Origin of the sequence: Escherichia sp. MOD1-EC7011 (genome assembly GCF_002965005.1) — a bacterium.
GTDB lineage: Bacteria > Pseudomonadota > Gammaproteobacteria > Enterobacterales > Enterobacteriaceae > Escherichia > Escherichia ruysiae.
Genome location: NZ_PTRD01000011.1, coordinates 38,221 through 63,403 on the forward strand (window position 1 = coordinate 38,221; position 25,183 = coordinate 63,403).

At 51.7% G+C, this 25,183-nt stretch carries 27 protein-coding genes; 7 read left to right on the plus strand and 20 right to left on the minus strand.

Features of this window, described 5'->3' with window-relative positions; translation table 11 throughout:
* Window positions 1-10 precede the first annotated feature (10 nt).
* The 10 genes from chiA to fkpA all read right to left on the minus strand — a co-directional run bounded on the left by chiA (window position 11) and on the right by fkpA (window position 10,286).
* Window positions 11-2,710: a bifunctional chitinase/lysozyme gene (chiA, locus tag A7098_RS05890; protein ID WP_105280492.1), complete on the minus strand. Its 2,700-nt coding sequence runs from the start codon at window positions 2,708-2,710 to the stop codon at window positions 11-13.
* Between the two features lie 300 nt (window positions 2,711-3,010).
* Window positions 3,011-4,195: an elongation factor Tu gene (tuf, locus tag A7098_RS05895; RefSeq protein WP_000031784.1), complete on the minus strand. Its 1,185-nt coding sequence runs from the start codon at window positions 4,193-4,195 to the stop codon at window positions 3,011-3,013.
* A 70-nt stretch (window positions 4,196-4,265) separates the two neighbouring features.
* Entirely contained in the window at window positions 4,266-6,380 is a 2,115-nt protein-coding gene (fusA, locus tag A7098_RS05900; RefSeq protein ID WP_000124700.1) for an elongation factor G, read from the minus strand.
* Between the two features lie 96 nt (window positions 6,381-6,476).
* On the minus strand, window positions 6,477-6,947 hold the full coding sequence (rpsG, locus tag A7098_RS05905; protein ID WP_001138043.1) for a 30S ribosomal protein S7: 471 nt from the start codon (window positions 6,945-6,947) through the stop codon (window positions 6,477-6,479).
* Between the two features lie 96 nt (window positions 6,948-7,043).
* Window positions 7,044-7,418, minus strand: coding sequence for a 30S ribosomal protein S12 (gene rpsL, locus A7098_RS05910; RefSeq protein ID WP_000246815.1), 375 nt, complete (start codon window positions 7,416-7,418; stop codon window positions 7,044-7,046).
* Between the two features lie 125 nt (window positions 7,419-7,543).
* Window positions 7,544-7,831 carry a sulfurtransferase complex subunit TusB gene (tusB, locus tag A7098_RS05915; protein WP_000903390.1) on the minus strand — a complete coding sequence of 96 codons (288 nt, stop codon included), beginning with the start codon at window positions 7,829-7,831 and terminating at the stop codon, window positions 7,544-7,546.
* Window positions 7,832-7,838: 7 nt separating this feature from the next.
* Window positions 7,839-8,198 carry a sulfurtransferase complex subunit TusC gene (gene tusC, locus A7098_RS05920; RefSeq protein ID WP_105280493.1) on the minus strand — a complete coding sequence of 120 codons (360 nt, stop codon included), beginning with the start codon at window positions 8,196-8,198 and terminating at the stop codon, window positions 7,839-7,841.
* Window positions 8,198-8,584, minus strand: coding sequence for a sulfurtransferase complex subunit TusD (gene tusD, locus A7098_RS05925; protein ID WP_032226630.1), 387 nt, complete (start codon window positions 8,582-8,584; stop codon window positions 8,198-8,200). The genes tusC and tusD overlap by 1 nt, the downstream gene beginning before the upstream one ends.
* Window positions 8,584-9,306, minus strand: coding sequence for a transcriptional regulator (locus tag A7098_RS05930; protein ID WP_010348315.1), 723 nt, complete (start codon window positions 9,304-9,306; stop codon window positions 8,584-8,586). Before A7098_RS05930 ends, tusD begins: the two co-directional genes overlap by 1 nt.
* A gap of 167 nt (window positions 9,307-9,473) precedes the next feature.
* The gene (fkpA, locus tag A7098_RS05935) at window positions 9,474-10,286 is read right to left on the minus strand and encodes an FKBP-type peptidyl-prolyl cis-trans isomerase (protein ID WP_000838278.1); all 813 of its coding nucleotides are present in this window, start codon (window positions 10,284-10,286) and stop codon (window positions 9,474-9,476) included.
* 219 nt (window positions 10,287-10,505) lie between these two features.
* On the opposite strand from fkpA, the gene A7098_RS05940 reads away from it, so the two are divergent.
* A complete protein-coding gene (locus A7098_RS05940; protein WP_001153620.1) occupies window positions 10,506-10,724 on the plus strand; it encodes a protein SlyX in 219 nt (72 codons plus the stop codon).
* 48 nt (window positions 10,725-10,772) lie between these two features.
* On the opposite strand, the gene slyD is transcribed toward A7098_RS05940, so the two are convergent.
* The 4 genes from slyD to kefG all read right to left on the minus strand — a co-directional run bounded on the left by slyD (window position 10,773) and on the right by kefG (window position 14,018).
* Complete coding sequence (gene slyD / locus A7098_RS05945) at window positions 10,773-11,357, minus strand: peptidylprolyl isomerase (RefSeq protein ID WP_000861331.1); 585 nt, start codon at window positions 11,355-11,357, stop codon at window positions 10,773-10,775.
* 94 nt (window positions 11,358-11,451) lie between these two features.
* Complete coding sequence (locus tag A7098_RS05950; RefSeq protein ID WP_001007730.1) at window positions 11,452-11,652, minus strand: YheV family putative zinc ribbon protein; 201 nt, start codon at window positions 11,650-11,652, stop codon at window positions 11,452-11,454.
* Window positions 11,653-11,661: 9 nt separating this feature from the next.
* Window positions 11,662-13,467: a glutathione-regulated potassium-efflux system protein KefB gene (gene kefB, locus A7098_RS05955; protein ID WP_000399133.1), complete on the minus strand. Its 1,806-nt coding sequence runs from the start codon at window positions 13,465-13,467 to the stop codon at window positions 11,662-11,664.
* On the minus strand, window positions 13,467-14,018 hold the full coding sequence (gene kefG / locus A7098_RS05960) for a glutathione-regulated potassium-efflux system ancillary protein KefG (RefSeq protein ID WP_001411441.1): 552 nt from the start codon (window positions 14,016-14,018) through the stop codon (window positions 13,467-13,469). Before kefG ends, kefB begins: the two co-directional genes overlap by 1 nt.
* A 130-nt stretch (window positions 14,019-14,148) precedes the next feature.
* Here kefG and A7098_RS05970 point away from each other — a divergent pair, with 130 nt between their 5' ends.
* Genes A7098_RS05970 through A7098_RS05985 form a run of 4 tightly spaced genes read left to right on the plus strand, consistent with a single transcriptional unit; the run spans window position 14,149 to window position 18,219 of the window.
* On the plus strand, window positions 14,149-16,062 hold the full coding sequence (locus A7098_RS05970) for an ABC transporter ATP-binding protein (RefSeq protein ID WP_105280494.1): 1,914 nt from the start codon (window positions 14,149-14,151) through the stop codon (window positions 16,060-16,062).
* A complete protein-coding gene (locus A7098_RS05975) occupies window positions 16,062-17,084 on the plus strand; it encodes a hydrolase (protein WP_000057417.1) in 1,023 nt (340 codons plus the stop codon). The genes A7098_RS05970 and A7098_RS05975 overlap by 1 nt, the downstream gene beginning before the upstream one ends.
* Window positions 17,078-17,296 carry a YheU family protein gene (locus tag A7098_RS05980; RefSeq protein ID WP_000907080.1) on the plus strand — a complete coding sequence of 73 codons (219 nt, stop codon included), beginning with the start codon at window positions 17,078-17,080 and terminating at the stop codon, window positions 17,294-17,296. The genes A7098_RS05975 and A7098_RS05980 overlap by 7 nt, the downstream gene beginning before the upstream one ends.
* 53 nt (window positions 17,297-17,349) lie before the next feature.
* On the plus strand, window positions 17,350-18,219 hold the full coding sequence (locus A7098_RS05985; RefSeq protein WP_001274699.1) for a phosphoribulokinase: 870 nt from the start codon (window positions 17,350-17,352) through the stop codon (window positions 18,217-18,219).
* A 54-nt stretch (window positions 18,220-18,273) separates the two neighbouring features.
* Here the strand turns inward: A7098_RS05985 and A7098_RS05990 are convergent, their stop codons facing one another.
* A complete protein-coding gene (locus A7098_RS05990) occupies window positions 18,274-18,678 on the minus strand; it encodes an OsmC family protein (RefSeq protein WP_001148908.1) in 405 nt (134 codons plus the stop codon).
* 301 nt (window positions 18,679-18,979) lie between these two features.
* Between A7098_RS05990 and crp the strand changes: the two genes are divergently transcribed.
* Together crp and A7098_RS06005 are read left to right on the plus strand one after the other, a co-directional pair.
* The gene (gene crp, locus A7098_RS06000; RefSeq protein ID WP_000242755.1) at window positions 18,980-19,612 is read left to right on the plus strand and encodes a cAMP-activated global transcriptional regulator CRP; all 633 of its coding nucleotides are present in this window, start codon (window positions 18,980-18,982) and stop codon (window positions 19,610-19,612) included.
* A 50-nt stretch (window positions 19,613-19,662) separates the two neighbouring features.
* Complete coding sequence (locus A7098_RS06005) at window positions 19,663-21,753, plus strand: YccS/YhfK family putative transporter (protein ID WP_123056747.1); 2,091 nt, start codon at window positions 19,663-19,665, stop codon at window positions 21,751-21,753.
* Between the two features lie 91 nt (window positions 21,754-21,844).
* On the opposite strand, the gene argD is transcribed toward A7098_RS06005, so the two are convergent.
* The 5 genes from argD to ppiA form a co-directional block, all read right to left on the minus strand.
* The gene (gene argD, locus A7098_RS06010; RefSeq protein ID WP_032226635.1) at window positions 21,845-23,065 is read right to left on the minus strand and encodes a bifunctional acetylornithine/succinyldiaminopimelate transaminase; all 1,221 of its coding nucleotides are present in this window, start codon (window positions 23,063-23,065) and stop codon (window positions 21,845-21,847) included.
* 85 nt (window positions 23,066-23,150) lie between these two features.
* The gene (gene pabA, locus A7098_RS06015; RefSeq protein WP_000601866.1) at window positions 23,151-23,714 is read right to left on the minus strand and encodes an aminodeoxychorismate synthase component 2; all 564 of its coding nucleotides are present in this window, start codon (window positions 23,712-23,714) and stop codon (window positions 23,151-23,153) included.
* 31 nt (window positions 23,715-23,745) lie between these two features.
* Entirely contained in the window at window positions 23,746-24,348 is a 603-nt protein-coding gene (locus A7098_RS06020; RefSeq protein ID WP_001280619.1) for a putative adenosine monophosphate-protein transferase Fic, read from the minus strand.
* Window positions 24,338-24,505 carry a YhfG family protein gene (locus A7098_RS06025; protein ID WP_000736864.1) on the minus strand — a complete coding sequence of 56 codons (168 nt, stop codon included), beginning with the start codon at window positions 24,503-24,505 and terminating at the stop codon, window positions 24,338-24,340. Before A7098_RS06025 ends, A7098_RS06020 begins: the two co-directional genes overlap by 11 nt.
* A 104-nt stretch (window positions 24,506-24,609) precedes the next feature.
* Window positions 24,610-25,182: a peptidylprolyl isomerase A gene (gene ppiA / locus A7098_RS06030; protein WP_000477233.1), complete on the minus strand. Its 573-nt coding sequence runs from the start codon at window positions 25,180-25,182 to the stop codon at window positions 24,610-24,612.
* Between the last annotated feature and the right edge of the window lies 1 nt (window position 25,183).

Consider the following 25,183-nt stretch of genomic DNA (forward strand, 5'->3'; position numbering starts at 1 on the left):
GCCAGCAAATTTACTGCTTAGTAAACGGCGCGAAGATCGCACTGAATGCGTACTTCGGAGCTTGTTCTTTAGTCAGACCGTGGAATTCCGGAGACAGGTTAGTGCCGCCCGGCAGATCACGCGCGATTGACCAGATACCCACCATGCCGAGGTTGCGAGTTTGCGCATCCTGCATGACCAGACGAGCATCAGAGAGATAGAAAACTTCACCCTGAACGTCGTTCACGCCAACCATCGGCGTGGTGCCCATCATGGCGTCAATTTCTGCATCGCTCTTGTTGGGATGGAGGCCTTTCAATTGTGAATGCAGGTTGGCAATCGCCGACGTTGCACACTTACCGTGGATGTTCTGGCCTTCGGTATTTGCAGACTGACAAATTGCGTTACCGTAGTCCATCGTCATCACGTTCACACCCGCCAGCTCAACACCTTTCGCTTTGGCATCGCTCAGGACGTTCATCCCTTCCGGCGTCAAGCCAGTCGGCAGAATTGGCAAGGTGTACCAGATAGCAATATCTTTGCCTTCTGACTTCCATTTATCCTGCACCTTCTTCACGGCAAGGTTACGACGTTCAATAGATGCCTGATCCGCAACCCAGGTGCCTTCGATATCGAAGTCCAGGACTCTGAGATTCAGGTTATCAACGATGTCATAATAATGCTGCATCAGATCGTCAACGTTCTTACAGGAAGCCGCCAGCGGAGCGTTATTAGCACCACCGATAGACAGCATCACATCGCCGCCTGCTTCACGCAGAGCTTTAATTTTGCTGTACTGAGCGTAATTCTGCATACCGTAAGCAGTACCCCATGTCGGCAGACAGGTGTTCGCATCTTTACTCACCACAAACGCCAGCGTGAAGTGGTTGACGTTATGATTCTTAGCCAGCGCAGCCAGATCCGGGATTGTATTCAGCGTAAAGTCGACATACGGTGCATATACGTGTTTCGGCCACGCTTTCTTCGGCGTACCTACGCGCTCTTTGGTTCCGGTCCAGTCAACAAAGACACGCCACGGGTTGCTGTCAGATGGTGAAACCTTCTGCACTTTACTTTGAGAAATATAGTTCACGCCATTGAAGCGAATCAGCGTATCGCTGGCATAAAGCGTCGCTGGATTAAACTCTGGCGCATTTTTCAGCTCGTCGCTGCTATAGCTCTGTGCTTTACCCAATGGCTTCCACGGGCGGCTATTGCTACCGGTGGCGTTCTGGTTCGCAACCAGCGCAGGGTTATCATTTTGTGTCCAGAACAAGGCTTCATATGCCTGACCATCAACCACCACACGATCGCCTTTCACGTAGACTGTCGATGCAGACCACGCTTTTGCCGATTCGTATTTCTTCCACGGGTTATCGCCGCCAGGAACAAAGCCCCACGCGTCCTGATCCACTGACGTTTTATAATGCGCATCATTATAATCTACGATGCTGTTCGCACTGTACGCTTTACTGGCCTGGAAGCCATCTGCAACGATAACGCCGCCGTTATCAATTTCACAGGTAGTCGGGTTACCGTACTGACTCATTTCCGCAGCGGTAGCTGTACGCACGAGACGCCATGGGTTATTGGAGTTCTCAGCGCTGGTGCCACGCGGGCAATCTTTAGAACCAACCCACCAGGCATTCTGATAGACATTACCATTGAAGATAACATGGTAAATTTCGCTACCTTCCTGACCACTCCATGCCTGTAATGAGTAATCGTTACTGCTATCCGCTGGTGTTGATGGCTCGTTATTATCCGGAGTTGGAGTAACTGGAGTATCTGGTGTTACCGGCGCTGGATCAACCGGAGTCACAGCACCACCATTGTCCGGCTTAACAGAGCAGGAGCCTGGATTGCCATACTGAGTGATTTCTGTTGCCGTTGCCGCACGAACATAGCGCCATGGATTGCTGGCGTCGTTTTCTTTCGCATCGCCTGGGCAATTTGCCGCGCCTACCCACCAGGCGTTCTTATAAATGCCGCCGTTGTAGATAACGTACCATGTAGACGAACCTTCCTGACCTTTCCAGGCTACGACAGCATAGTTGTCGTTTGGCTTATCAGCTGGGGCTGGCTGAACATCAGGAGCCGGTTTAACGTCCGGTGCTGGTTTCACATCCGGTGCAGGCTGTGGTGCTGAAGTACAGGACTGTGGATTACTGGTTTGCGTGATTTCCGTTGCCGTAGCGGCACGGACATAACGCCATGGATTGCTGGCATCATTGCCTTTCGCATCGCCCGGACAGTTAGAAGAAGCTACCCACCAGGCATTTTTATATACCGCGCCATTAAAGACGACATACCAGGTCTGACCGCCCTGCTGTTTATTCCAGGCAACTACAGATGAATTTGATGGAACAGTACCTTGTGCTGGTGTAGTTGAACCACCATTAGTTGGCGTATTGGATGCAGGCGTATTTGAAGTTGAAGAAGATGAGCTACTGCTCTTTTCGCAGGAAAGCGTATTGCCAAACTGGCTAATTTCAGCAGCCGTTGCCGTACGCTTTAAACGCCACGGGTTAGTTGCATCATTTGCTTTCGCTTTACCGGGGCAATTTGTAGAAGAAACCCACCAGGCATTTTCATAAACCTTACCATCGAAAATAACCTGATATTTACTTCCACCTTGTTGGTTATTCCATGCTTCCAAAGCAAATGCTGGTAAAGAGGAGCAAATCAACCCCATACCAATCATTGATTTGGTAAATATATTTAATTTCATTATTATCCCTTTTGACGTATTAAAAAATACTTCAAGACATTAAGTCCTTCAATGAAATTATTTACTTTTTAATGGAACGCTTCAACATAGAATAAAACAAAGAAATAAAAATCAGAAAAAAGCCTGAATAAATAAAGTTTTATTGAATTTAATATATTTGCATTAAAAATATGTGCATCTGGTAATATTTATGAATTCGATATTTAGCACAGATAAAATTACGAATATTCGCGTCCCAGCTTTCATATGCAAAAAGGGCGCCGAAGCGCCCTTTTCAATTCAAAACTAATTAACGAGTAATTAGCTCAGAACTTTAGCTACAACGCCCGCGCCAACGGTACGGCCGCCTTCACGGATTGCGAAACGCAGACCGTCGTCCATCGCGATCGGGTGGATCAGGGTAACAACCATTTTGATGTTGTCGCCCGGCATTACCATCTCTACGCCTTCCGGCAGTTCGATAGTACCAGTCACGTCAGTAGTACGGAAGTAGAACTGCGGACGGTAGCCTTTGAAGAACGGAGTATGACGGCCGCCTTCATCTTTGGACAGAATATACACTTCAGATTCGAACTTGGTGTGCGGCTTGATGGTGCCCGGCTTAGCCAGTACCTGACCACGTTCGATTTCTTCACGTTTGATACCACGCAGCAGAACACCTACGTTCTCACCAGCACGGCCTTCGTCCAGCAGTTTGCGGAACATTTCAACGCCAGTACAGGTAGACTTCTGAGTCTCTTTGATACCAACGATTTCAACTTCTTCACCAACTTTGATGATACCGCGTTCTACACGACCGGTAACAACAGTACCACGACCGGAGATGGAGAATACGTCTTCGATCGGCAGCAGGAACGGCTTGTCAATCGCACGCTCTGGTTCCGGAATGTAAGAATCCAGGAAGCCAGCCAGTTCCAGGATTTTCGCTTCCCACTCTGCGTCGCCTTCCAGCGCTTTCAGAGCAGAACCACGAACGATCGGAGTGTCGTCGCCCGGGAAGTCGTACTGAGACAGAAGTTCACGAACTTCCATTTCAACCAGTTCCAGCAGCTCTTCGTCATCAACCATGTCGCATTTGTTCAGGAACACGATGATGTACGGAACGCCTACCTGACGACCCAGCAGGATGTGCTCACGAGTCTGCGGCATCGGGCCGTCAGTCGCAGCAACAACCAGGATCGCGCCGTCCATCTGCGCAGCACCGGTGATCATGTTTTTAACATAGTCGGCGTGCCCCGGGCAGTCTACGTGTGCGTAGTGACGGGTCGGGGTGTCGTATTCAACGTGAGAAGTGTTGATGGTGATACCACGAGCTTTTTCTTCCGGCGCGTTATCGATCTGGTCGAATGCACGAGCAGCACCGCCGTAGGTTTTAGCCAGTACGGTGGTGATTGCAGCGGTCAGAGTAGTTTTACCGTGGTCAACGTGGCCGATAGTACCAACGTTAACGTGCGGTTTTGTACGTTCAAATTTTTCTTTAGACACGGCTATATTCCTTACTATAGTGCTCTCCCCTTCAGGAGAGAGCACGGGACTTTGGTATTAACCCTGAGGCTTATTTACCACGGGCTTCAATTACGGCCTGAGCAACGTTACTCGGCGCTTCATCATACTTCAGGAATTCCATAGTGTATGATGCGCGACCTTTGGTCAGAGAACGCAGCTGAGTTGCATATCCGAACATTTCAGACAGCGGTACTTCAGCGTGGATCTTAACGCCAGTAACTTCAGATTCCTGACCTTTGAGCATACCACGACGACGGCTCAAGTCACCGATAACGTCACCGGTGTTCTCTTCCGGAGTTTCTACTTCAACCTTCATGATCGGCTCAAGCAGAACTGGTTTCGCTTTCTTAAAGCCTTCTTTAAAGGCGATAGAAGCAGCCAGTTTAAACGCCAGTTCAGAGGAGTCAACGTCATGGTAAGAACCGAAGTGCAGACGAATACCCATGTCTACTACCGGGTAGCCTGCCAGCGGACCTGCTTTCAGCTGTTCCTGGATACCTTTATCAACGGCCGGGATGTATTCGCCAGGGATTACACCACCTTTAATGTCGTTGATGAACTCGTAGCCTTTCGGGTTAGAACCCGGCTCCAGCGGGTACATGTCGATAACAACATGACCATACTGACCACGACCACCAGACTGTTTCGCGTGTTTACCTTCAACATCGGTAACTTTCTGGCGGATAGTTTCACGGTAAGCAACCTGCGGTTTACCTACGTTCGCTTCAACGTTGAATTCACGCTTCATACGGTCAACGATGATGTCGAGGTGCAGCTCACCCATACCCGCGATGATGGTCTGGTTAGATTCTTCGTCAGTCCATACACGGAAAGACGGGTCTTCTTTAGCCAGACGGCCCAGAGCCAGACCCATTTTTTCCTGGTCAGCTTTGGTTTTCGGTTCAACTGCGATGGAGATTACCGGCTCAGGGAATTCCATACGTTCCAGAATGATCGGCGCATCCGGGTCACACAGGGTGTCACCCGTAGTTACGTCTTTCAGACCGATTGCAGCAGCGATGTCGCCCGCGCGAACTTCTTTGATCTCTTCACGTTTGTTAGCGTGCATCTGAACGATACGACCGAAACGCTCACGTGCAGCTTTCACGGAGTTCAGTACGGTATCACCAGAGTTAACCACACCGGAGTACACACGGAAGAAGGTCAGGTTACCAACAAACGGGTCGGTAGCGATTTTGAACGCCAGTGCAGAGAACGGCTCGTCATCACTTGCGTGACGCTCAGCCGGAGTGTCTTTACCGTCGTCCAGGATACCGTTGATCGCAGGTACGTCAACCGGGGATGGCAGGTAATCAATTACCGCATCCAGCATCGCCTGAACACCTTTGTTCTTGAACGCGGAACCACAGGTTACCAGGATGATTTCGTTGTTCAGAACGCGCTGACGCAGAGCACCTTTGATTTCTGCTTCAGTCAGTTCTTCACCACCCAGGTATTTTTCCATCAGCTCTTCAGAAGCTTCAGCTGCGGATTCGATCAGGTTCTGGTGCCATTCGTTAGCCAGTTCAACCATGTCTGCCGGGATATCTTCGTATTCGAAGGTTACGCCCTGGTCAGCGTCGTTCCAGTTGATAGCTTTCATTTTCACCAGGTCAACAACACCGGTGAAATGTTCTTCAGCACCAATCGCCAGCTGCAGCGGAACCGGGTTCGCGCCCAGACGGGTTTTGATCTGGTTAACAACTTTCAGGAAGTTCGCACCCATGCGGTCCATTTTGTTAACGAACGCAATGCGCGGAACTTTATATTTGTTTGCCTGACGCCATACGGTTTCAGACTGCGGCTGAACACCACCAACTGCGCAGTAAACCATTACCGCACCATCGAGAACACGCATGGAACGTTCTACTTCGATTGTGAAGTCAACGTGCCCCGGGGTGTCGATGATGTTGATGCGATGCGGCTCATACTGCTTAGCCATACCAGACCAGAATGCAGTAGTCGCAGCGGAAGTGATGGTAATACCACGTTCCTGCTCCTGCTCCATCCAGTCCATGGTTGCAGCGCCGTCATGAACTTCACCGATTTTATGGTTTACACCGGTGTAGAACAGAATACGTTCGGTAGTAGTGGTTTTACCGGCGTCGATGTGCGCACTGATACCGATGTTACGGTAGCGTGCGATGGGTGTTGTACGAGCCATTTGTTTCCTCGTTTATCTTTTAGGCGTTCAATTTAAGTAGCCCAAAGCGGGCTGCTTACTGGAAGCGCCCGCCTGGTGACTAAAACTCCGAAGGGATTACCAACGGTAGTGTGCGAACGCCTTGTTGGCTTCGGCCATACGGTGAACGTCTTCACGTTTCTTAACTGCAGTACCTTTGTTTTCTGCAGCATCGGAAAGTTCGTTCGCCAGGCGCAGAGCCATGGATTTATCACCGCGTTTACGAGCAGCTTCAACGATCCAACGCATTGCCAGAGCATTACGACGAACCGGACGGACTTCAACTGGTACCTGATAAGTAGAACCACCAACGCGGCGAGACTTAACTTCGACAGTCGGGCGCACGTTTTCGAGAGCTACTTCGAATGCTTCCAGTTCAGATTTACCAGAACGCTGAGCCAGGGTCTCCAGCGCGCTGTATACGATAGATTCGGCAGTAGATTTTTTACCATCTACCATCAGGATATTTACAAATTTAGCCAGCAGTTCTGATCCGAACTTCGGATCCGGCAGAATTTTACGCTGACCAATGACGCGACGACGTGGCATGGAAATACTCCGTTGTTAATTCAGGATTGTCCAAAACTCTACGAGTTTAGTTTGACATTTAAGTTAAAACGTTTGGCCTTACTTAACGGAGAACCATTAAGCCTTAGGACGCTTCACGCCATACTTGGAACGAGCCTGCTTACGGTCTTTAACGCCGGAGCAGTCAAGCGCACCACGTACGGTGTGGTAACGAACACCCGGGAGGTCTTTAACACGACCGCCACGGATCAGGATCACGGAGTGCTCCTGCAGGTTGTGACCTTCACCACCGATGTAGGAAGTCACTTCGAAACCGTTAGTCAGACGAACACGGCATACTTTACGCAGTGCGGAGTTCGGTTTTTTAGGAGTGGTAGTATATACACGAGTACATACGCCACGTTTTTGCGGGCATGCTTCCAGCGCAGGCACGTTGCTTTTCGCAACTTTGCGAGCACGTGGTTTGCGTACCAGCTGGTTAACTGTTGCCATTAAATAGCTCCTGGTTTTAGCTTTTGCTTCGTAAACACGTAATAAAACGTCCTCACACAATATGAGGACGCCGAATTTTAGGGCGATGCCGAAAAGGTGTCAAGAAATATACAACGATCCCACCGTTACCAGGCGACCTGGCTGGTGTGCTTAACCGTAAGTCTGACGAAATCAGTATAGTCAATGGGAGTGATATCGTTCGAAATTCGACCAACCAAACCACGAGCGATGAGGTCTTCGTTCAGGGCATAGACCTTAATGGGGGCATTACGCAAACTTTCAAGGTAGCGGTTACCATCAGCTGCGGCAGTTACGCCATCCTGCAATAACAGCAGTTCATCCCCCTCGCTGAGCAGACGCAGCAGCGCAGGAAAATCCGTCAGCCAGGGTGAGCGATGTAATGTATGCAGCATGTAAGCCTCAAAATCTCAAAATAACATCGTAGTTGCCGAGTTCCCGACGTAATGCTTCTGCTTCGAGCGGAGTGACGTCGACAACAAAGGGGATCTGCGGATCTAACCCACGTTCACGTAGTGACACCGCACAAACCCAGCACTGTTCAATATCATACAGCCCCAGCAGTTTAAAGGTTGCGATATAATCACGCGCCAGCACCGCATCGGGCTTTTGCCCAGGCAGAAGCTGAAAAACGCCATCGGCAATAAAGAAGACGGCGAGCTCGTCAGTTAATGCGGAAGTCGCCAATAAAGCATCTAATCCTTCACGGCCAGCAGCTGTACCATGAGGTGCAGTAGAAAAAACAAACGCAATTCGTTTCATCAGAACTGTACCACCCTGTCGCAAGTCAGCGAGGCTTCAGCCAGAGCGCCAAGACCACTTAAGGTAAAGCCCGGCTGGAGATTTGCAGATTCCAGACCGAGTCTTCCAGCTTCAGTTTCATCGACGATACCGCGACGTAATGCTGCCGCCACGCAAATGTTCAGCGCCACACCATGTTGTGTATTCAGTTGTTGCCAGCCACGCACAAGGTCAAATTCATCGCTTGCCGGTGAGGTCAATTGGTTAGCGTTATAGACCCCTTCACGATAGAAAAAGACGCTGCTTAACTCATGGCCTTCTGCTATCAGCGCCTGCGCAAACTGAAAAGCACTACTCGCCTGTTGCGTACCGTATGCTGGCCCGGTTACCACGATGGCAAAACGCATCACTTCTCTTGCCCCTGGAAATCACCGCTCTTGAACTGACGGATATAGAGATAAACAGTGTGCTTGGAGATGTTCAGACGATCTGCAACCTGGTTGATCGCGTCTTTAATATCGAAGATCCCTTTCTCGTAGAGATTCAGCACGATCTGACGATTTTTGGCGTTATTGGCAACATTGCGATCGGCATTCACTTCTTCGATGGTGAACTCCAGCGTTTGGGTAACCAGATCTTCGACAGAAGACGCAAAGTTGACGCTTGAACCGACATCCGGGGTTTCTGGCGGCACAAAGGTACTCATGATCTGCGAGAAGGGAACATCAAGATTCATATTGATGCACAGCAGACCAATTACACGCTGTTCGCGGTTACGAATGGCGATAGTCAGGGACTTCATTAATACACCGCTTTTGGCGCGAGTAAAATAGCATTTAGAAACGCTGCTATCCGCCCCCGTCATATCGTGCAGCATACGCAGCGCCAGATCGGTAATCGGCGAACCAATCTTCCGGCCTGTATGTTCACCGTTGGCAATACGAATGGCTGAACATTTCAAATCCTGCAAAGAGTGCAAAACGATTTCACAGTGGGAGCCAATGAGCATCGCTAACCCGTCCACCACAGCTTCGTAGGATTTCAGAATATCAAAATCGGTCTGGTCGAAAGGACGTTGATCCAGTAAATCCAACTCACTGGTTTCATTGGTTAAAAGCGACCTGGACATGAAAAAAAACACTCCTTTTCAGGAGCCTGTCGTTAACTTTTCAGGGCAGGCTCATTAATGATGCGGGTAACTAAATTAATACAGCGGAGGTTCCGCTTTCCAGCACTAATTATATCCGGCCTGTAATAAAAAAAACCGCCGCCTGGTCAGGCGGCGGTTCTTAATGCTTATTTTTTAGCAGAATCTGCGGCTTTCGCATCGGCTTCTGGCTTCGCATCAGCCTTCGGCGCTGGTTTCACATCCAGCAACTCTACGTCAAATACCAGAGTAGAGTTTGGTGGGATCCCCGGAACACCCGCTTTACCGTAAGCCAACTCTGGTGGAATAACCAATTTGATCTTGCCACCTTTCTTGATGTTCTTCAGGCCTTCGGTCCAGCCTGGGATAACGCCGTCCAGACGGAAAGAGAGCGGTTCACCACGGGTGTAAGAGTTATCGAACTCTTTACCGTCGATCAGCGTACCCTTGTAGTTCACTACAACAGTATCGCTGTCTTTCGGTGCTTCGCCTTTACCGGCTTCTACTACCTGATAAACCAGGCCAGTCGAAGAGGTTTTCACACCTTTCTCTTTAGCAAATTTCTCGCGGTACTCTTTGCCTTTAGCTTCGTTATCAGCCGCGTCTTTTTCCATCTTCGCCTGAGCAGAAGACTTCACGCGAGCTTCGAATGCTTGCAGAGTCTGTTCGATCTCTTGATCGGAAAGTTTGCTCTTATCGGCAAACGCATCCTGGACACCGGCGATCAGCTGATCTTTATCCAGCTTAATGCCCAACTTTTCTTGTTCTTGCAGAGAATTTTCCATGTAACGACCCAGCGAAGCACCCAGTGCGTAAGCTGATTTCTGATCGTCATTTTTGAACGCTGCTTTGCTGTCAGCAGTTGTGGCAGGTTTCGCCGCTTCGGCAGCAAAAGTAATTGGTGTATGCAGGGCAACGGCCATTGTGGTCGCCAGCAGCGTTACTTTAAACAGTGATTTCATCCATATCTCCAGGCTCGGGGCATCTCACCCCAGGGTTAACTATTATCAGAAGGGTACTATAAAGCGTTGTCGGATAAATCTACATACAGACACGCCCTATTATCATCTATTTTCAGACTCTTTTTGTTTAAATTAGTTTCGATGTCGCGAAATGAGTGCTGTCTCTGGCAGCAAAGTTAAGTAGAATCCGCAGCGATCATTCGACCAAAGAGGTGAACCATGCAGGATTTATCGATGGAAGCACGCCTGGCAGAGCTGGAGAGCCGACTGGCTTTTCAGGAAATCACCATTGAAGAACTGAACGTCACGGTGACCGCTCATGAAATGGAGATGGCAAAACTGCGCGATCATCTGCGTCTGCTTACTGAGAAGTTAAAAGCCAGCCAGCCGTCGAACATCGCGTCGCAGGCTGAAGAAACGCCACCGCCACATTACTGAGGCGAAAAAAAAGCGGGTAATTCCCGCTTTTTTGATACCGTTACGGTATTAGTGGCAACCGCAACCGCCGTTACCTTTACCACCACAGCAGCCTTCGCCACCGTGTTCATGACCGTGATCGTGACCATGACCGCCGCAGCAACCGTCGTGATCGTGGTGATGATCGTGCGCGCCATGAACGTGACCATGAGCCAGTTCTTCTTCAGTCGCTTCGCGAATCGCCACAACTTCAACGTTGAATTTCAGGTTCTGACCCGCCAGCATGTGGTTACCATCAACCACGACGTGATCGTCTTCAACAGCAGTGATCTCAACCGGCACCGGGCCCTGGTCGGTTTCAGCCAGGAAACGCATACCTACCTGCAGTTCATCAACGCCCATAAATACGTCTTTAGGAACGCGCTGCACCAGGTTTTCGTCGTACTGGCCGTAAGCGTCGTTCGCGCCAACAGCTACATCAAATTTGTCGCCAACTTCATGACCTTCCAGCGCCGTTTCCAGGCCAGAGATCAGGGAACCGTGACCATGCAGGTAGTCCAGCGGCGCACTCACCGGAGACTCATCAACCAACACACCGTCTTCTGTACGTACCTGATAGGCCAGGCTGACCACCAGGTCTTTTGCTACTTTCATGATATCTCCTGAGCATGGGAAGAATAGTGGCGCAGATTGTATCGGAATTCTGCTGCCGTGTACTCACTAGCTTAAAAAAACTCGGCGCATATCGCTAGTCCGGATGAAAAATCCCAATCACTTGCTCATCTTTGCGAACGTGATCGCGGGCTTCTTTATCGGCTTCACGCATCTGATGTCCGCACTTAACACATTCAACAATATCAATATTATTTTCGCGCCACATCGCCATTGAATCCTGTGCCTGACAGGCCGGGCATTTCGCGCCAGCAATAAAACGTTTTCGGATTGCCATCTTCACCCTCTACTCAAATTCATCCCAGCCATCCATTTGGCGTCGTTCTTGTTGCATTTCACGCTGGAAAATCTCTTCCAGTTCGCGTCGGGCTTCCCTGGCGCGAGAAATTTGTACGGTATCAGCGTGCATCGGGATAAGTTCCCGCAGCATTCGCATATCCAGGCGACGAAAATGCAGTTGCGCCCGCTGCGCCTGGTGTGGATGCATACCTAGCGACACTAACGTCTTGCGCCCCAGCTCTAACGCACTGGAGAATGTTTCACGGGAAAACTGTGTCACCCCGGCTTGTAATAACTCATGTGCTTCGACACGTCCGCGCGCTCGCGCAAGAATATGCAAATGCGGGAAGTGCTGCTGGCATATTTCCACCAGCTTCATGGTGTCTTCCGGCTCGTTACAGGTAATGACGATAGACTCAGCGGCCTCTGCACCCGCAGAACGTAAAAGATCTACCTGCGTAGCGTCGCCGTAATAAACTTTGTAGCCATATTTGCGCATCAGGTTCACGGCGCTGATGTCCCGCTCCAGCACGGTAATGCGCATTTTATTCGCCATCAACAAACGACCAATCACCTGACCAAAACGCCCAAAGCCCACGACAATGACCTGCGGTTTATCATCGTTGACCCACGGTTTTTCATCTTCTTCTTCCGTTCCGTTAAACTGGCGGGATAGCCATTTATCCACCAGCTTCATCAGCAGCGGCGTGGTCATCATGGAAAGCGTGACCGTCACCAGTAACAGCGCCATCTGGTCGCCCTGGAATAAGCGTTGTGAAGAAGCGGTAGAAAAGAGGACAAAGGCAAACTCACCGCCCTGACTCAACACGCCAGCAAACTGCATCCGCTCTGAGCTACGCACGCCATACAATCGCGCCAGCAGATACAGCACGAGAATTTTCACCGCCACCAGCACAACCACGCTTATCACTACCCACAACAGATGGGTATAAAGCACCCCGAGGTTGAGCGACATGCCGACAGAGATAAAGAACAAACCGAGCAGCAAGCCTTTGAAGGGATCGATAGCCGTTTCCAGTTCATGGCGATATTCACTTTCCGCCAGCAGCACGCCCGCAATAAACGTACCGAGCGCCATCGACAGCCCCAGCGCATCCATAAACAATGCGGAACCCAACACCAGCAGCAGCGTCGCGGCGGTGAACACTTCCCGCACGCCAGAAGCTGCAATAAAACGGAATACCGGACGCAGTAAATAGCGCCCGCCAATCAGCATGCCGACAAACGCCAGCACCTTCATGCCGATCTTCATCCAGTCGAAATGTTCGTCTGCCGACCCCGCCAACAACGGCACTAACGCCAGTGCCGGGATCACCGCCAGATCCTGAAACAGCAGTACCGAGAAACCTAACTGGCCAGATTCGCTGCGATTCATCCCTTTCTCACGCATCAGTTGCAGTGCCATTGCGGTTGAGGACATCGCAAGGCCAATGCCACCCACCACCGCCGCCTGCCAGGCGAAATCCGTCAGCATCAATAATCCCGCCAGCAACGCCGCGCTTAACAGTACCTGTGCCGCGCCTACGCCAAAAATCGAGCGTCGCAATTGCCAAAGCTTGGAGGGATTCAACTCCAGCCCAATGATAAACATCAGGAACACCACGCCGAGTTCCGAAAAGTGGAGGATCTCATCGACGTCGCTAATAAACCCAAGCCCCCATGGGCCAATCGCAATCCCTGCCAGCAAATATCCCAACACAGCGCCAATACCCAGCCGCGATGCCAGCGGCACCGCAGCCACCGCCGCGAAGAGAAACAGCACTCCCGCGAGTAAAAAATCGGAACCTTCCATCAGCGGCCTCCTGGGGGCAGTGGATTTGCCAGCCAGTCGCCGTAGGCTCTGGCGTGACTCGCCAGCTCCTGTGCGCTTTGCCGTCTCGCCCAGTAAATAATAATGGGGCTTAACCAATGCATCCGGCACATGCCCGCCGCCAGTTCAAAGGGGCGCAGAACATCGCTCATCGGGTAGCGATTCAACGCGTCATAACGGTAAGCACTTTCCGGCTCGCCAGTGGTGATCACGCTACGCCAGTACTTTCCCGCCAGTTGGTTTCCCCCCGGCCCGCTGGCAAAACCACGGCTTAATACCCGGTCCAGCCACTCTTTCAGTAGCGCCGGGCAGCTATAGGTATAAAGAGGATGCTGAAAGACAATCACCTCGTGCTCGCGCAGTAATGCCTGCTCACGGGGGATATCAATAAAAAAATCGGGATAGTGCGCGTAAAGGTCGTGCACGGTAACATTGCTGAGCTGCGTGGCCGGTTTAAGCAGTACCCGGTTTGCCACCGAGTCCTGAGATTCCGGATGGGCATACAGCAGCAAAACTTTCGCTGGCTGAGACATCATCCCCCTCCCGGTATGGTTTTTGTGTATAGTCGCTGTTTTGGGCTACCATTGCGCCCGGTGCGGCAGCTCGCCCATACATTACATTATCATAATGATAAGTTAACATAGTCTGAACATACGGCGCCTTATGATTGTTTTCTCCTCGTTACAAATTCGTCGCGGCGTGCGCGTCCTGCTGGATAATGCCACCGCCACCATCAACCCAGGGCAGAAAGTCGGCCTGGTGGGTAAAAACGGCTGTGGTAAATCTACCCTGCTGGCATTGCTGAAAAATGAAATCAGCGCCGACGGCGGCAGCTACACCTTTCCTGGTAACTGGCAACTGGCGTGGGTGAATCAGGAAACGCCGGCGCTACCGCAACCTGCGCTGGAATATGTCATTGATGGCGACCGCGAATATCGCCAACTGGAAGCGCAGTTGCACGACGCCAACGAACGTAACGACGGGCACGCCATCGCCACCATTCATGGCAAGCTGGATGCTATCGACGCGTGGAGTATTCGCTCCCGCGCCGCCAGCCTGCTGCACGGCCTCGGTTTCAGCAACGAACAACTGGAGCGCCCGGTGAGTGATTTCTCCGGTGGCTGGCGTATGCGTCTTAACCTCGCCCAGGCGCTGATTTGCCGTTCAGATTTGCTGCTGCTCGACGAACCGACTAACCACCTCGATCTCGATGCCGTTATCTGGCTGGAAAAATGGTTGAAGAGCTATCAGGGCACGCTGATCCTGATCTCTCACGACCGCGACTTCCTCGATCCGATCGTCGATAAAATTATTCATATCGAACAGCAAAGCATGTTCGAGTACACAGGTAACTACAGCTCGTTTGAAGTGCAGCGCGCCACCCGCCTGGCGCAGCAACAGGCGATGTATGAAAGCCAACAAGAACGTGTAGCGCATCTGCAAAGCTATATCGACCGTTTCCGTGCCAAAGCCACTAAAGCGAAGCAGGCACAGAGCCGCATTAAGATGCTTGAGCGCATGGAGCTGATTGCCCCCGCGCACGTCGATAACCCGTTCCGCTTTAGCTTCCGCGCGCCGGAAAGCCTGCCTAATCCGTTGTTGAAGATGGAAAAAGTCAGTGCGGGCTATGGCGATCGCATTATTCTCGACTCGATAAAACTGAATCTGGTGCCGGGTTCGCGCATTGGTCTGTTAGGCCGAAACGGCGCGGGTAAATCGACATTAATCAAACTGTTAGCCGGTGAACTTGCGCCAGTCAGCGGAGAAATTGGCCTGGCGAAAGGGATCAAACTCGGCTACTTCGCCCAGCATCAACTGGAATACCTGCGCGCTGACGAATCGCCTATTCAGCATCTGGCGCGTTTAGCACCGCAGGAACTGGAGCAAAAACTGCGTGACTATCTCGGCGGTTTTGGTTTCCAGGGCGATAAAGTGACGGAAGAAACGCGCCGCTTCTCCGGTGGCGAAAAAGCGCGCCTGGTGCTGGCTTTAATTGTCTGGCAGCGCCCGAATCTGCTGCTGCTCGACGAACCAACCAACCACCTTGACCTCGACATGCGCCAGGCACTCACCGAAGCATTGATCGAGTTTGAAGGCGCGCTGGTTGTCGTCTCGCACGACCGTCATTTGCTGCGTTCCACCACTGACGATCTCTACCTGGTTCACGATCGTAAAGTCGAACCGTTCGACGGCGATCTGGAAGATTATCAACAGTGGTTGAGCGACGTACAAAAGCAGGAAAACCAGACCGACGAAGCGCCAAAAGAGAACGCGAACAGCGCCCAAGCACGTAAAGATCAGAAGCGTCGGGAAGCAGAGTTGCGTGCGCAAACCCAGCCGCTGCGTAAAGAGATCGCCCGTCTGGAAAAAGAGATGGAGAAGCTGAACGCGCAACTGGCGCAGGCGGAAGAGAAACTTGGCGACAGCGAGCTGTATGACCAGAGCCGTAAAGCAGAGCTGACCGCCTGTCTGCAACAGCAAGCCAGCGCCAAATCCGGCCTGGAAGAGTGCGAAATGGCGTGGCTGGAAGCCCAGGAGCAACTGGAACAGATGCTCCTGGAAGGCCAAAGCAACTGATGGCGCAGATAACGACGACCGATGCCAATGTATTCAGCAGCAGTGCTGAATTTACCCCTATGCGCGGTTTCAGCAATTGTCATCTCCAAACCATGCTGCCGCGTCTGTTTCGTCGTCAGGTGAAATTCATCCCGCACTGGCAGCGGCTGGAGTTGCCCGACGGCGACTTTGTCGATCTCGCGTGGAGTGAAGACCCCACACAAGCGAAGCATAAACCGCGTCTGGTGGTCTTCCACGGTCTCGAAGGCAGCCTCAATAGTCCTTATGCACATGGTCTGGTTGAGGCAGCGCAAAAGCGCGGCTGGCTGGGCGTGGTGATGCATTTTCGCGGGTGCAGCGGTGAACCAAACCGGATGCACCGCATTTACCATTCGGGCGAAACCGAAGATGCCAGTTGGTTTTTACGCTGGCTGCAACGCGAATTTGGTCATGCGCCAACGGCTGCCGTCGGCTATTCGCTCGGCGGTAATATGCTGGCCTGTTTGCTGGCCAAAGAAGGCAATGACCTCCCGATTGATGCGGCGGCGATTGTCTCTGCACCGTTTATGCTGGAAGCCTGTAGTTATCACATGGATAAAGGCTTCTCCCGCGTTTATCAGCGTTACTTGCTGAACTTGTTAAAAGCCAATGCTGCGCGCAAACTGGCGGCCTACCCCGGAACGCTGCCGATTAATCTCGCACAGTTGAAATCGGTACGCCGCATCCGCGAATTTGACGATCTGATCACCGCCAAAATTCACGGCTACGCCGACGCTATCGACTATTATCGTCAGTGTAGCGCCATGCCGATGCTCAATCGGATCGCCAAACCCACGCTGATTATTCACGCCAAAGACGATCCGTTTATGGATCATCAGGTGATCCCGAAACCGGAAAATCTCCCACCACAGGTGGAGTATCAACTGACGGAACATGGCGGTCATGTTGGCTTTATTGGCGGTACATTACTTCATCCGCAAATGTGGCTGGAGTCACGCATTCCTGACTGGTTATCAACGTATCTGGAGGCGAAATCATGTTGATTCCGTGGCAAGACATCTCCCCCGAAACGCTGGAAAATTTAATTGAAAGCTTTGTGTTACGCGAAGGCACCGATTATGGTGAACATGAGCGTACACTTGAACAGAAAGTCGCCGACGTCAAACGCCAGCTACAGTGCGGAGAAGCGGTGCTGGTATGGTCGGAGCTGCACGAAACGGTCAATATCATGCCGCGCAGTCAGTTTCGCGAATAACCTGCAACCGTCGGCGGACGAGATAATAATGATAGCTAAGTCATGGAGTTACTATGTCTGCCAAACATCCGGTCATTGCGGTAACAGGATCCAGCGGCGCGGGAACCACCACTACCAGCCTCGCGTTTCGAAAAATCTTCGCGCAGTTAAATCTGCGCTCAGCCGAGGTAGAAGGCGACAGTTTTCACCGTTACACCCGCCCGGAAATGGACATGGCGATCCGCAAAGCGCGCGACGCCGGGCGGCATATCAGTTACTTCGGCCCCGAAGCTAACGACTTCGGCCTGCTGGAACAAACCTTCATTGAATACGGCCTGAGCGGCAAAGGGAAATCTCGCAAATATCTGCATACCTACGACGAAGCCGTACCGTGGAATCAGGTGCCTGGTACGTTTACCCCGTGGCAGGCGCTGCCAGAACCCACCGATGTGCTGTTTTATGAAGGTTTGCACGGCGGCGTGGTCACACCACAACATAACGTCGCGCAGCATGTGGATTTACTGGTTGGTGTAGTGCCTATCGTTAACCTGGAGTGGATTCAAAAACTCATCCGCGACACCAGCGAGCGCGGGCACTCGCGAGAAGCGGTGATGGACTCGGTAGTTCGCTCAATGGAAGACTATATCAACTACATCACACCGCAGTTTTCTCGCACCCACATTAACTTCCAGCGCGTCCCCACCGTTGACACCTCAAACCCCTTCGCCGCAAAAGGCATCCCATCGCTGGATGAAAGCTTTGTGGTAATCCATTTTCGAAATCTGGAAGGAATCGATTTCCCCTGGCTGTTGGCGATGCTGCAAGGCTCGTTCATTTCCCACATCAATACATTAGTGGTGCCGGGCGGCAAAATGGGTCTGGCAATGGAGTTAATTATGCTGCCGCTGGTGCAACGACTGATGGAAGGGAAGAAAATCGAGTAACTCTGCTATTAAGCCGGATAAAATACTCTCCGGCTTCACAACGGGATAGTTAAATCACGCGGCAACCACTTCATACGAGTGAGTAATATTTACCGCTTTTTCCAGCATCAACGCGACTGAGCAATACTTCTCGGCTGAGAGATCAACCGCACGCGCAACCGCTGCATCCTTCAGGTCGCGACCGGTGACGATAAAATGCAGATTAATGTGCGTAAACAGGCGTGGTGCCTCTTCGCGGCGTTCAGAGGTCAATTTTACTTCACAATCGACCACATCCTGACGCCCTTTTTGCAGGATAGAAACCACATCAATGGCGCTGCAACCACCCGCCGCCATCAACACCATTTCCATCGGACTTGGCGCTTTATCGCCTGAGTTGCCGTCCATTAAAATCTGGTGACCAGAGGCGGATTCGCCCAGAAAGGTTAACCCTTCGACCCACTTCACACGCGCTTGCATAATCGAAACTCCATTGCGTCAATTTTCCTGACAGAGTACGCGTACTGACCAAATCGCGCAACGGAAGGCGACCTGGGTCATGCTGAAGCGAGACACCAGGAGACACAACGCGAAAGCTATGCTAAAACAGTCAGGATGCTACAGTAATACATTGATGTACTGCATGTATGTAAAGGACGTCACATTACCGTGCAGTTCAGTTGATAGCCCCTTCCCAGGTAGCGGGAAGCACATTTCGGCAATCCAGAGACAGCGGCGTTTTCTGGCTCTGGAGAAAGCTTATAACAGAGGATAACCGCGCATGGTGCTTGGCAAACCGCAAACAGACCCGACTCTCGAATGGTTCTTGTCTCATTGCCACATTCATAAGTACCCATCCAAGAGCACGCTTATTCACCAGGGTGAAAAAGCGGAAACGCTGTACTACATCGTTAAAGGCTCTGTGGCAGTGCTGATCAAAGACGAGGAGGGTAAAGAAATGATCCTCTCTTATCTGAATCAGGGTGATTTTATTGGCGAATTGGGCCTGTTTGAAGAAGGCCAGGAACGTAGCGCATGGGTACGTGCGAAAACCGCCTGTGAAGTGGCTGAAATTTCCTACAAAAAATTCCGCCAATTAATTCAGGTAAACCCGGATATTCTGATGCGTCTCTCCGCACAGATGGCACGTCGCCTGCAAGTCACTTCAGAGAAAGTGGGCAACCTGGCATTCCTCGATGTAACAGGCCGCATTGCACAGACTCTGCTGAACCTGGCAAAACAACCGGATGCCATGACTCACCCGGACGGTATGCAAATCAAAATTACCCGTCAGGAAATCGGTCAGATTGTCGGCTGTTCTCGTGAAACCGTGGGGCGCATTCTGAAGATGCTGGAAGATCAGAACCTGATCTCCGCACACGGTAAAACCATCGTCGTTTACGGCACTCGTTAATCCCGTCGGAGTGGCGCGTTACTGAGTAGCGCGCCATTTTGTTTAACCCGATGTGGCGCAGACTGATTTACCATCCTGATATCAACTATGCACTACGACAAACGCTGGTGCTATGTTTGCCCGTGGCCGTTGGTCTATTGCTTGGCGAATTAAGGCTTGGGCTGCTCTTTTCCCTCGTCCCCGCCTGTTGCAATATTGCGGGGCTTGATACGCCCCATAAACGCTTTTTCAAACGTTTAATTATTGGTGCGTCGCTGTTTGCCACGTGCAGCTTGCTAACACAACTGCTGCTGGAAAAAGATATCCCCCTGCCATTTCTGCTGACAGGGTTAACGTTGATACTTGGCGTTACTGCCGAGTTAGGGCCATTACACGCAAAATTACTTCCCGCATCGCTGCTGGCAGCTATTTTTACCTTAAGTCTGGCGGGATACATGCCCGTCTGGGAACCGTTGCTCATATATGCGTTGGGTACACTCTGGTATGGGCTGTTTAACTGGTTTTGGTTCTGGCTCTGGCGCGAACAACCGCTACGCGAGTCACTTAGCCTGCTGTACCGTGAACTGGCAGATTATTGCGAAGCCAAATACAGCCTGCTTACCCAACACACCGATCCTGAGAAAGCGTTGCCACCGCTGCTGGAACGCCAGCAAAAAGCGGTCGATTTAATTACCCAGTGCTATCAGCAAATGCATATGCTTTCCGCGCAAAATAATACCGATTACAAGCGGATGCTGCGCATTTTCCAGGAGGCGCTGGATTTACAGGAACACATCTCGGTCAGTTTGCATCAGCCAGAAGAGGTGCAAAAGCTGGTCGAGCGTAGCCATGCGGAGGAAGTTATCCGCTGGAATGCGCAAACCGTCGCCACTCGCCTGCGCGTGCTGGCTGATGACATTCTTTACCATCGCCTGCCGACGCGTTTTACGATGGATAAGCAAATTGGCGCACTGGAAAAAATCGCCCGCCAGCATCCGGATAACCCTGTAGGGCAATTCTGCTACTGGCATTTCAGCCGCATCGCCCGCGTGCTGCGAACGCAAAAACCACTCTATACCCGTGACTTACTGGCCGATAAACAGCGACGAATGCCGTTACTCCCGGCGCTGAAAAGCTATCTTTCCCTGAAATCGCCAGCACTGCGTAATGCAGGACGACTGAGTGTGATGTTAAGCGTTGCCAGCCTGATGGGCACCGCGCTGCATCTGCCGAAATCCTATTGGATACTAATGACGGTATTGCTGGTGACGCAAAATGGTTATGGCGCGACTCGTCTGCGAATTGTGAATCGTTCTGTCGGAACCGTGGTTGGATTAATTATTGCTGGTGTTGCACTGCACTTTAAAATCCCTGAAGGTTACACCCTGACGCTGATGCTTTTCACCACGCTCGCCAGTTACCTGATATTGCGCAAAAACTACGGCTGGGCGACGGTCGGTTTTACCATTACCGCTGTATATACCCTGCAACTGTTATGGCTGAATGGCGAGCAGTACATCATCCCCCGTCTAATCGATACTATCATCGGTTGTCTGATTGCCTTCGGCGGCACAGTTTGGCTGTGGCCGCAGTGGCAGAGCGGCTTATTGCGCAAGAACGCCCATGATGCCTTAGAAACTTACCAGGAGGCCATTCGTCTGATCCTCAGTAAAGATCCGCAACCTACGCCACTAGCCTGGCAACGAATGCGGGTTAATCAGGCGCATAACACCTTGTATAACTCATTGAACCAGGCGATGCAGGAACCGGCGTTTAACAGCCATTATCTGGCAGATATGAAACTGTGGGTTACGCATAGTCAGTTTATTGTTGAGCATATTAATGCCATGACCACGCTGGCGCGGGAGCACCGGACATTGCCGCCGGAACTGGCGCAGGAGTATTTGCAGTCTTGTGAAATCGCTATTCAACGCTGTCAGCAGCGGCTGGAATATGATGAACCGGGGAGTTCTGGTGACGCCAATATCATAGACTCGCCAGAGATGCTGCCACACGAAGGCGCGTCTGGCACGCTGGAGCAGCATTTACAACGCGTTATTGGCCATCTGAATACAATGCACACCATTTCAGCGATGGCCTGGCGGCAGCGACCGCATCACGGGATTTGGTTGAGTCGGAAGTTACGGGATTCGAAGGCGTAATATCATTATTGCCAGAAGCAAACCGTAGGTCGGATTAGGCGTTCACGCCGCATCCGACATGCTTTGCCTGATGCTACGATGACACGTCTTATTACGCCCCAACCACCTTCGCCACCGCGCGGGCAAAACGTTGCATCCCTTCATCGATATCCGCATCTTCCACCACCAGCGATGGTGCAAAACGCATCACATCTGTCCCGGCGTTCAGCACCATTACGCCAGCCTCGGCGCTCGCATAAAGGAAATCGCGCGCCCGACCTTTGTACTGTGGCTTAAGCTCGGCACCAATCAACAACCCCATACCGCGAATATCGCTAAACACATCAAACTGCTGATCTATCTTCTGCAAATGGTCAACAAAACGCTGGCGTTTCGCCTGAATGCCTTCCAGCACTTCAGGGGTATTGATGATATCAAAGGCCGCGCCAGCTACTGCACAGGCCAGCGGATTACCGCCGTAGGTGGAACCATGCGAACCAGGATGAAACGCAGAAGCAATCTCCGCCGTAGTCAGCATGGCGCTAATCGGAAAGCCACCACCTAACGCTTTCGCGGAAGTCAGAATATCCGGCGTCACGCCATAGTGCATATAAGCAAACAGATCGCCGGTGCGCCCCATCCCACACTGCACTTCATCAAATACCAGCAATGCCTGATGCTGATCGCACAGTTCGCGCAAGCCCTGCAAAAACGCTGGCGTCGCCGCCGTCACGCCCCCCTCGCCCTGAATCGGCTCAACCACCACCGCGCAGGTGTGATCATCCATCACTGCTTTCACTGCGTGGAGATCGTTAAAGGGAACGTGAATGATGTCTGCCGGTTTTGGCCCAAAGCCGTCGGAATATTTCGGCTGCCCGCCTACCGAGACGGTAAACAGCGAGCGTCCATGAAAGGCGTTATGGAAGGCAATAATTTTGGTTTTGAACGGGCTATGGCGCACGCAAGCGTAATGACGCGCCAGTTTAAAGGCCGTTTCGTTGGCTTCCGTCCCGGAGTTCATAAACACCACGCGTTCGGCAAAGGTTGCCTCGATCAGCTTACGCCCAAGACGCAGCGCCGGTTCGTTGGTGAAAACGTTGCTGATATGCCATAGCGTTTCCCCCTGGGTTTTTAACGCTTCCACCAGCGCCGGATGGCAATGGCCTAATGCCGTAACCGCAATGCCACCCGCGAAATCGACGTACTCTTTGCCTTGCTGATCCCAGACTCGGCTGCCCTGACCTTTTACCGGAATAAATTCTGCCGGTGCATAAATCGGCAGGATCACTTCATCGAAAGTCGCGCGTGTAATTGCTGCTTGTTCAGTTGCCATCTCATGATCACCCTGTTACGCATAAATCAATGTGAAATTATAATCACAAAATATGCATAAAAAATCACTAGATAGCAACCAGAAATCAGCGATGCAGGAAATTCGCCAGCAATTGATGCCCCTGTTCGCTGAGAATGCTTTCCGGGTGGAACTGCACACCTTCAAGATCCCACTGGCGATGGCGAATCCCCATAATCTCGCGGGTTTCGCTCCAGGCAGTCACGTCAAAGCACGCTGGCAATGAGTCAGGTTCTACCACCAGCGAATGGTAGCGCGTCACGGTGAGTGGATTTGCCAGACCGCGAAATACCCCCTGGCCGTTATGCGTAATCGGTGAAGTTTTGCCGTGCATGACCTTTGCGGCGCGCACGACTTTGCCGCCAAAAGCCTGCGCCATCGCCTGATGACCGAGGCAGACGCCAAGAATCGGCAAGCGTCCGGCATAGTGACGAATAGTCTCAAGGGAGATCCCGGCTTCATTGGGCGTACAGGGGCCAGGTGAGATGACAATTTTCTGCGGTTTAAGGGCGTCGATATCCGCCAGCGTCAACGCATCGTTGCGCTTAACCAGCACATCCGCCCCCAGTTCACAAAAGTACTGGTAGAGGTTCCAGGTGAAAGAATCGTAGTTATCAATAAGCAGGATCATGGCGGCTCCGGTACGAAAGAACCGCGCTATTTTACTCAGATTCCCCGGCTTCGCTTACCACTTTGCTAAATATCGTCTGCAGCGCAGAGAGATCGCCCATAGCCCCGCTCTGATTTGCCTGATTCCAGGTCTCTTTTTCGATACCCTGCCAGCTCAGTTGGTAGCCCGCATGAATAGCCAGTTGCTCGAAGAAGATCCGCTGTGCCAGGCCACTTCCCGCACGGAATGGATGCAGGACATTGATTTCACAATAGTAGTGCGCCAGCCGCTCGACGAACTTCGCTTTCTCAAGGCCGACCAGATAACCTTCTTCCTCCAGAGCCTGCATCAGGGCATTGCCCTCTTTTTCAATATAGGCAAAGTGGCAGAACGGTGTATCCCCCTGATAAATATCGACTTCACGCAGTTGCCCCGCCCAGTCGAAAATATCCTGATACAGCTGGCGATGAATAGCGCGCAAATGCGGTAAACCACGCACCAACGGACCAAGCTCAATGGTCGCGGCACGCAGCGCCGTCATTTCGTAAGCCGCCTGCTCCAGCCGCTGCTGTTGGCGGATATCCAGCCGATTACGCATGATATCGAGGCCAGGATAGAGATACGGGTCGCGCCCTTCGCCGAATTTATCGCTCATAGTGCCTCCTTAGCTCTTCAAGGCGCACCAAAGCCTCAGCGGCAGTAAGAGTGACTAATGGCATCTCGACGCCTTCAAGACGGCGACTGGCCTGGAAATTACGATTACGCTGAAGCTCCCAGAGACGGGACTTTTGCTTATCGGTGAGTTTCTTCACTGGATGCCTCCCTGAACGTGTCCATTTGCCACAAGTATAAGCGGCAAATCCGGGTTACGCCGGAAGAGCAGATGCGCGGACAATTTTGCCCGCGCGAGAAATCGTTACGGCAGGACTTTAGCGGAAAGGATAACGACCGGCTTTGACGGCACATTCTGGTATGGACCAACGTCATGAGTCGGCACCTGGGAAATCTTATCGGCAACGTCCATACCTTTCACCACTTTACCAAAGACGGCGTAGCCGAAATCACGCTGACCGTGGTCAAGGAAGGCATTGTCGGCTACGTTGATAAAGAACTGACTGGTTGCGCTGTCTTTGTCCGCAGTTCGCGCCATAGCAATAGTGCCGCGCGTATTGCGCAGGCCGTTATCGGCTTCATTTTTGATTGGCGGGTTTGGTTTTTTCTGCTGCATCTGCTCGGTAAATCCGCCGCCCTGAATCATAAAGCCTGGGATAACGCGGTGAAAGGTGGTGTTGTTATAAAAACCACTGTTCACATAATCGACAAAGTTTTGCACTGATACCGGCGCTTTCTGGCTATCCAGCTCCAGTTCGATATTACCAGCAGAGGTTGTTAACAATACGTGCGGATCCCCTTTCGCTGCCATTGCTACGGGTGAGAGAGCAGAAAGAGCGAAAACAGCAGCCATCGCCGCCAGGGTCGATTTGAACATG

Excerpts from the sequence above, each read along its gene's own strand:
- fusA (WP_000124700.1), bottom strand. The coding sequence starts at position 6,380 with ATGGCTCGTACAACACCCATCGCACGCTACCGTAACATCGGTATCAGT.
- ppiA (WP_000477233.1), bottom strand. The coding sequence starts at position 25,182 with ATGTTCAAATCGACCCTGGCGGCGATGGCTGCTGTTTTCGCTCTTTCT.
- A7098_RS05950 (WP_001007730.1), bottom strand. The coding sequence starts at position 11,652 with ATGGCAATCCGAAAACGTTTTATTGCTGGCGCGAAATGCCCGGCCTGT.
- tusB (WP_000903390.1), bottom strand. The coding sequence starts at position 7,831 with ATGCTGCATACATTACATCGCTCACCCTGGCTGACGGATTTTCCTGCG.
- crp (WP_000242755.1), top strand. The coding sequence starts at position 18,980 with ATGGTGCTTGGCAAACCGCAAACAGACCCGACTCTCGAATGGTTCTTG.
- kefG (WP_001411441.1), bottom strand. The coding sequence starts at position 14,018 with ATGTCTCAGCCAGCGAAAGTTTTGCTGCTGTATGCCCATCCGGAATCT.
- A7098_RS06005 (WP_123056747.1), top strand. The coding sequence starts at position 19,663 with ATGTGGCGCAGACTGATTTACCATCCTGATATCAACTATGCACTACGA.
- fkpA (WP_000838278.1), bottom strand. The coding sequence starts at position 10,286 with ATGAAATCACTGTTTAAAGTAACGCTGCTGGCGACCACAATGGCCGTT.
- kefB (WP_000399133.1), bottom strand. The coding sequence starts at position 13,467 with ATGGAAGGTTCCGATTTTTTACTCGCGGGAGTGCTGTTTCTCTTCGCG.
- tusC (WP_105280493.1), bottom strand. The coding sequence starts at position 8,198 with ATGAAACGAATTGCGTTTGTTTTTTCTACTGCACCTCATGGTACAGCT.
- argD (WP_032226635.1), bottom strand. The coding sequence starts at position 23,065 with ATGGCAACTGAACAAGCAGCAATTACACGCGCGACTTTCGATGAAGTG.
- slyD (WP_000861331.1), bottom strand. The coding sequence starts at position 11,357 with ATGAAAGTAGCAAAAGACCTGGTGGTCAGCCTGGCCTATCAGGTACGT.
- A7098_RS05975 (WP_000057417.1), top strand. The coding sequence starts at position 16,062 with ATGGCGCAGATAACGACGACCGATGCCAATGTATTCAGCAGCAGTGCT.
- A7098_RS05985 (WP_001274699.1), top strand. The coding sequence starts at position 17,350 with ATGTCTGCCAAACATCCGGTCATTGCGGTAACAGGATCCAGCGGCGCG.
- rpsL (WP_000246815.1), bottom strand. The coding sequence starts at position 7,418 with ATGGCAACAGTTAACCAGCTGGTACGCAAACCACGTGCTCGCAAAGTT.
- tusD (WP_032226630.1), bottom strand. The coding sequence starts at position 8,584 with ATGCGTTTTGCCATCGTGGTAACCGGGCCAGCATACGGTACGCAACAG.
- A7098_RS05980 (WP_000907080.1), top strand. The coding sequence starts at position 17,078 with ATGTTGATTCCGTGGCAAGACATCTCCCCCGAAACGCTGGAAAATTTA.
- A7098_RS05970 (WP_105280494.1), top strand. The coding sequence starts at position 14,149 with ATGATTGTTTTCTCCTCGTTACAAATTCGTCGCGGCGTGCGCGTCCTG.
- chiA (WP_105280492.1), bottom strand. The coding sequence starts at position 2,710 with ATGAAATTAAATATATTTACCAAATCAATGATTGGTATGGGGTTGATT.
- rpsG (WP_001138043.1), bottom strand. The coding sequence starts at position 6,947 with ATGCCACGTCGTCGCGTCATTGGTCAGCGTAAAATTCTGCCGGATCCG.
- pabA (WP_000601866.1), bottom strand. The coding sequence starts at position 23,714 with ATGATCCTGCTTATTGATAACTACGATTCTTTCACCTGGAACCTCTAC.
- A7098_RS06020 (WP_001280619.1), bottom strand. The coding sequence starts at position 24,348 with ATGAGCGATAAATTCGGCGAAGGGCGCGACCCGTATCTCTATCCTGGC.
- A7098_RS05990 (WP_001148908.1), bottom strand. The coding sequence starts at position 18,678 with ATGCAAGCGCGTGTGAAGTGGGTCGAAGGGTTAACCTTTCTGGGCGAA.
- A7098_RS05940 (WP_001153620.1), top strand. The coding sequence starts at position 10,506 with ATGCAGGATTTATCGATGGAAGCACGCCTGGCAGAGCTGGAGAGCCGA.
- A7098_RS05930 (WP_010348315.1), bottom strand. The coding sequence starts at position 9,306 with ATGTCCAGGTCGCTTTTAACCAATGAAACCAGTGAGTTGGATTTACTG.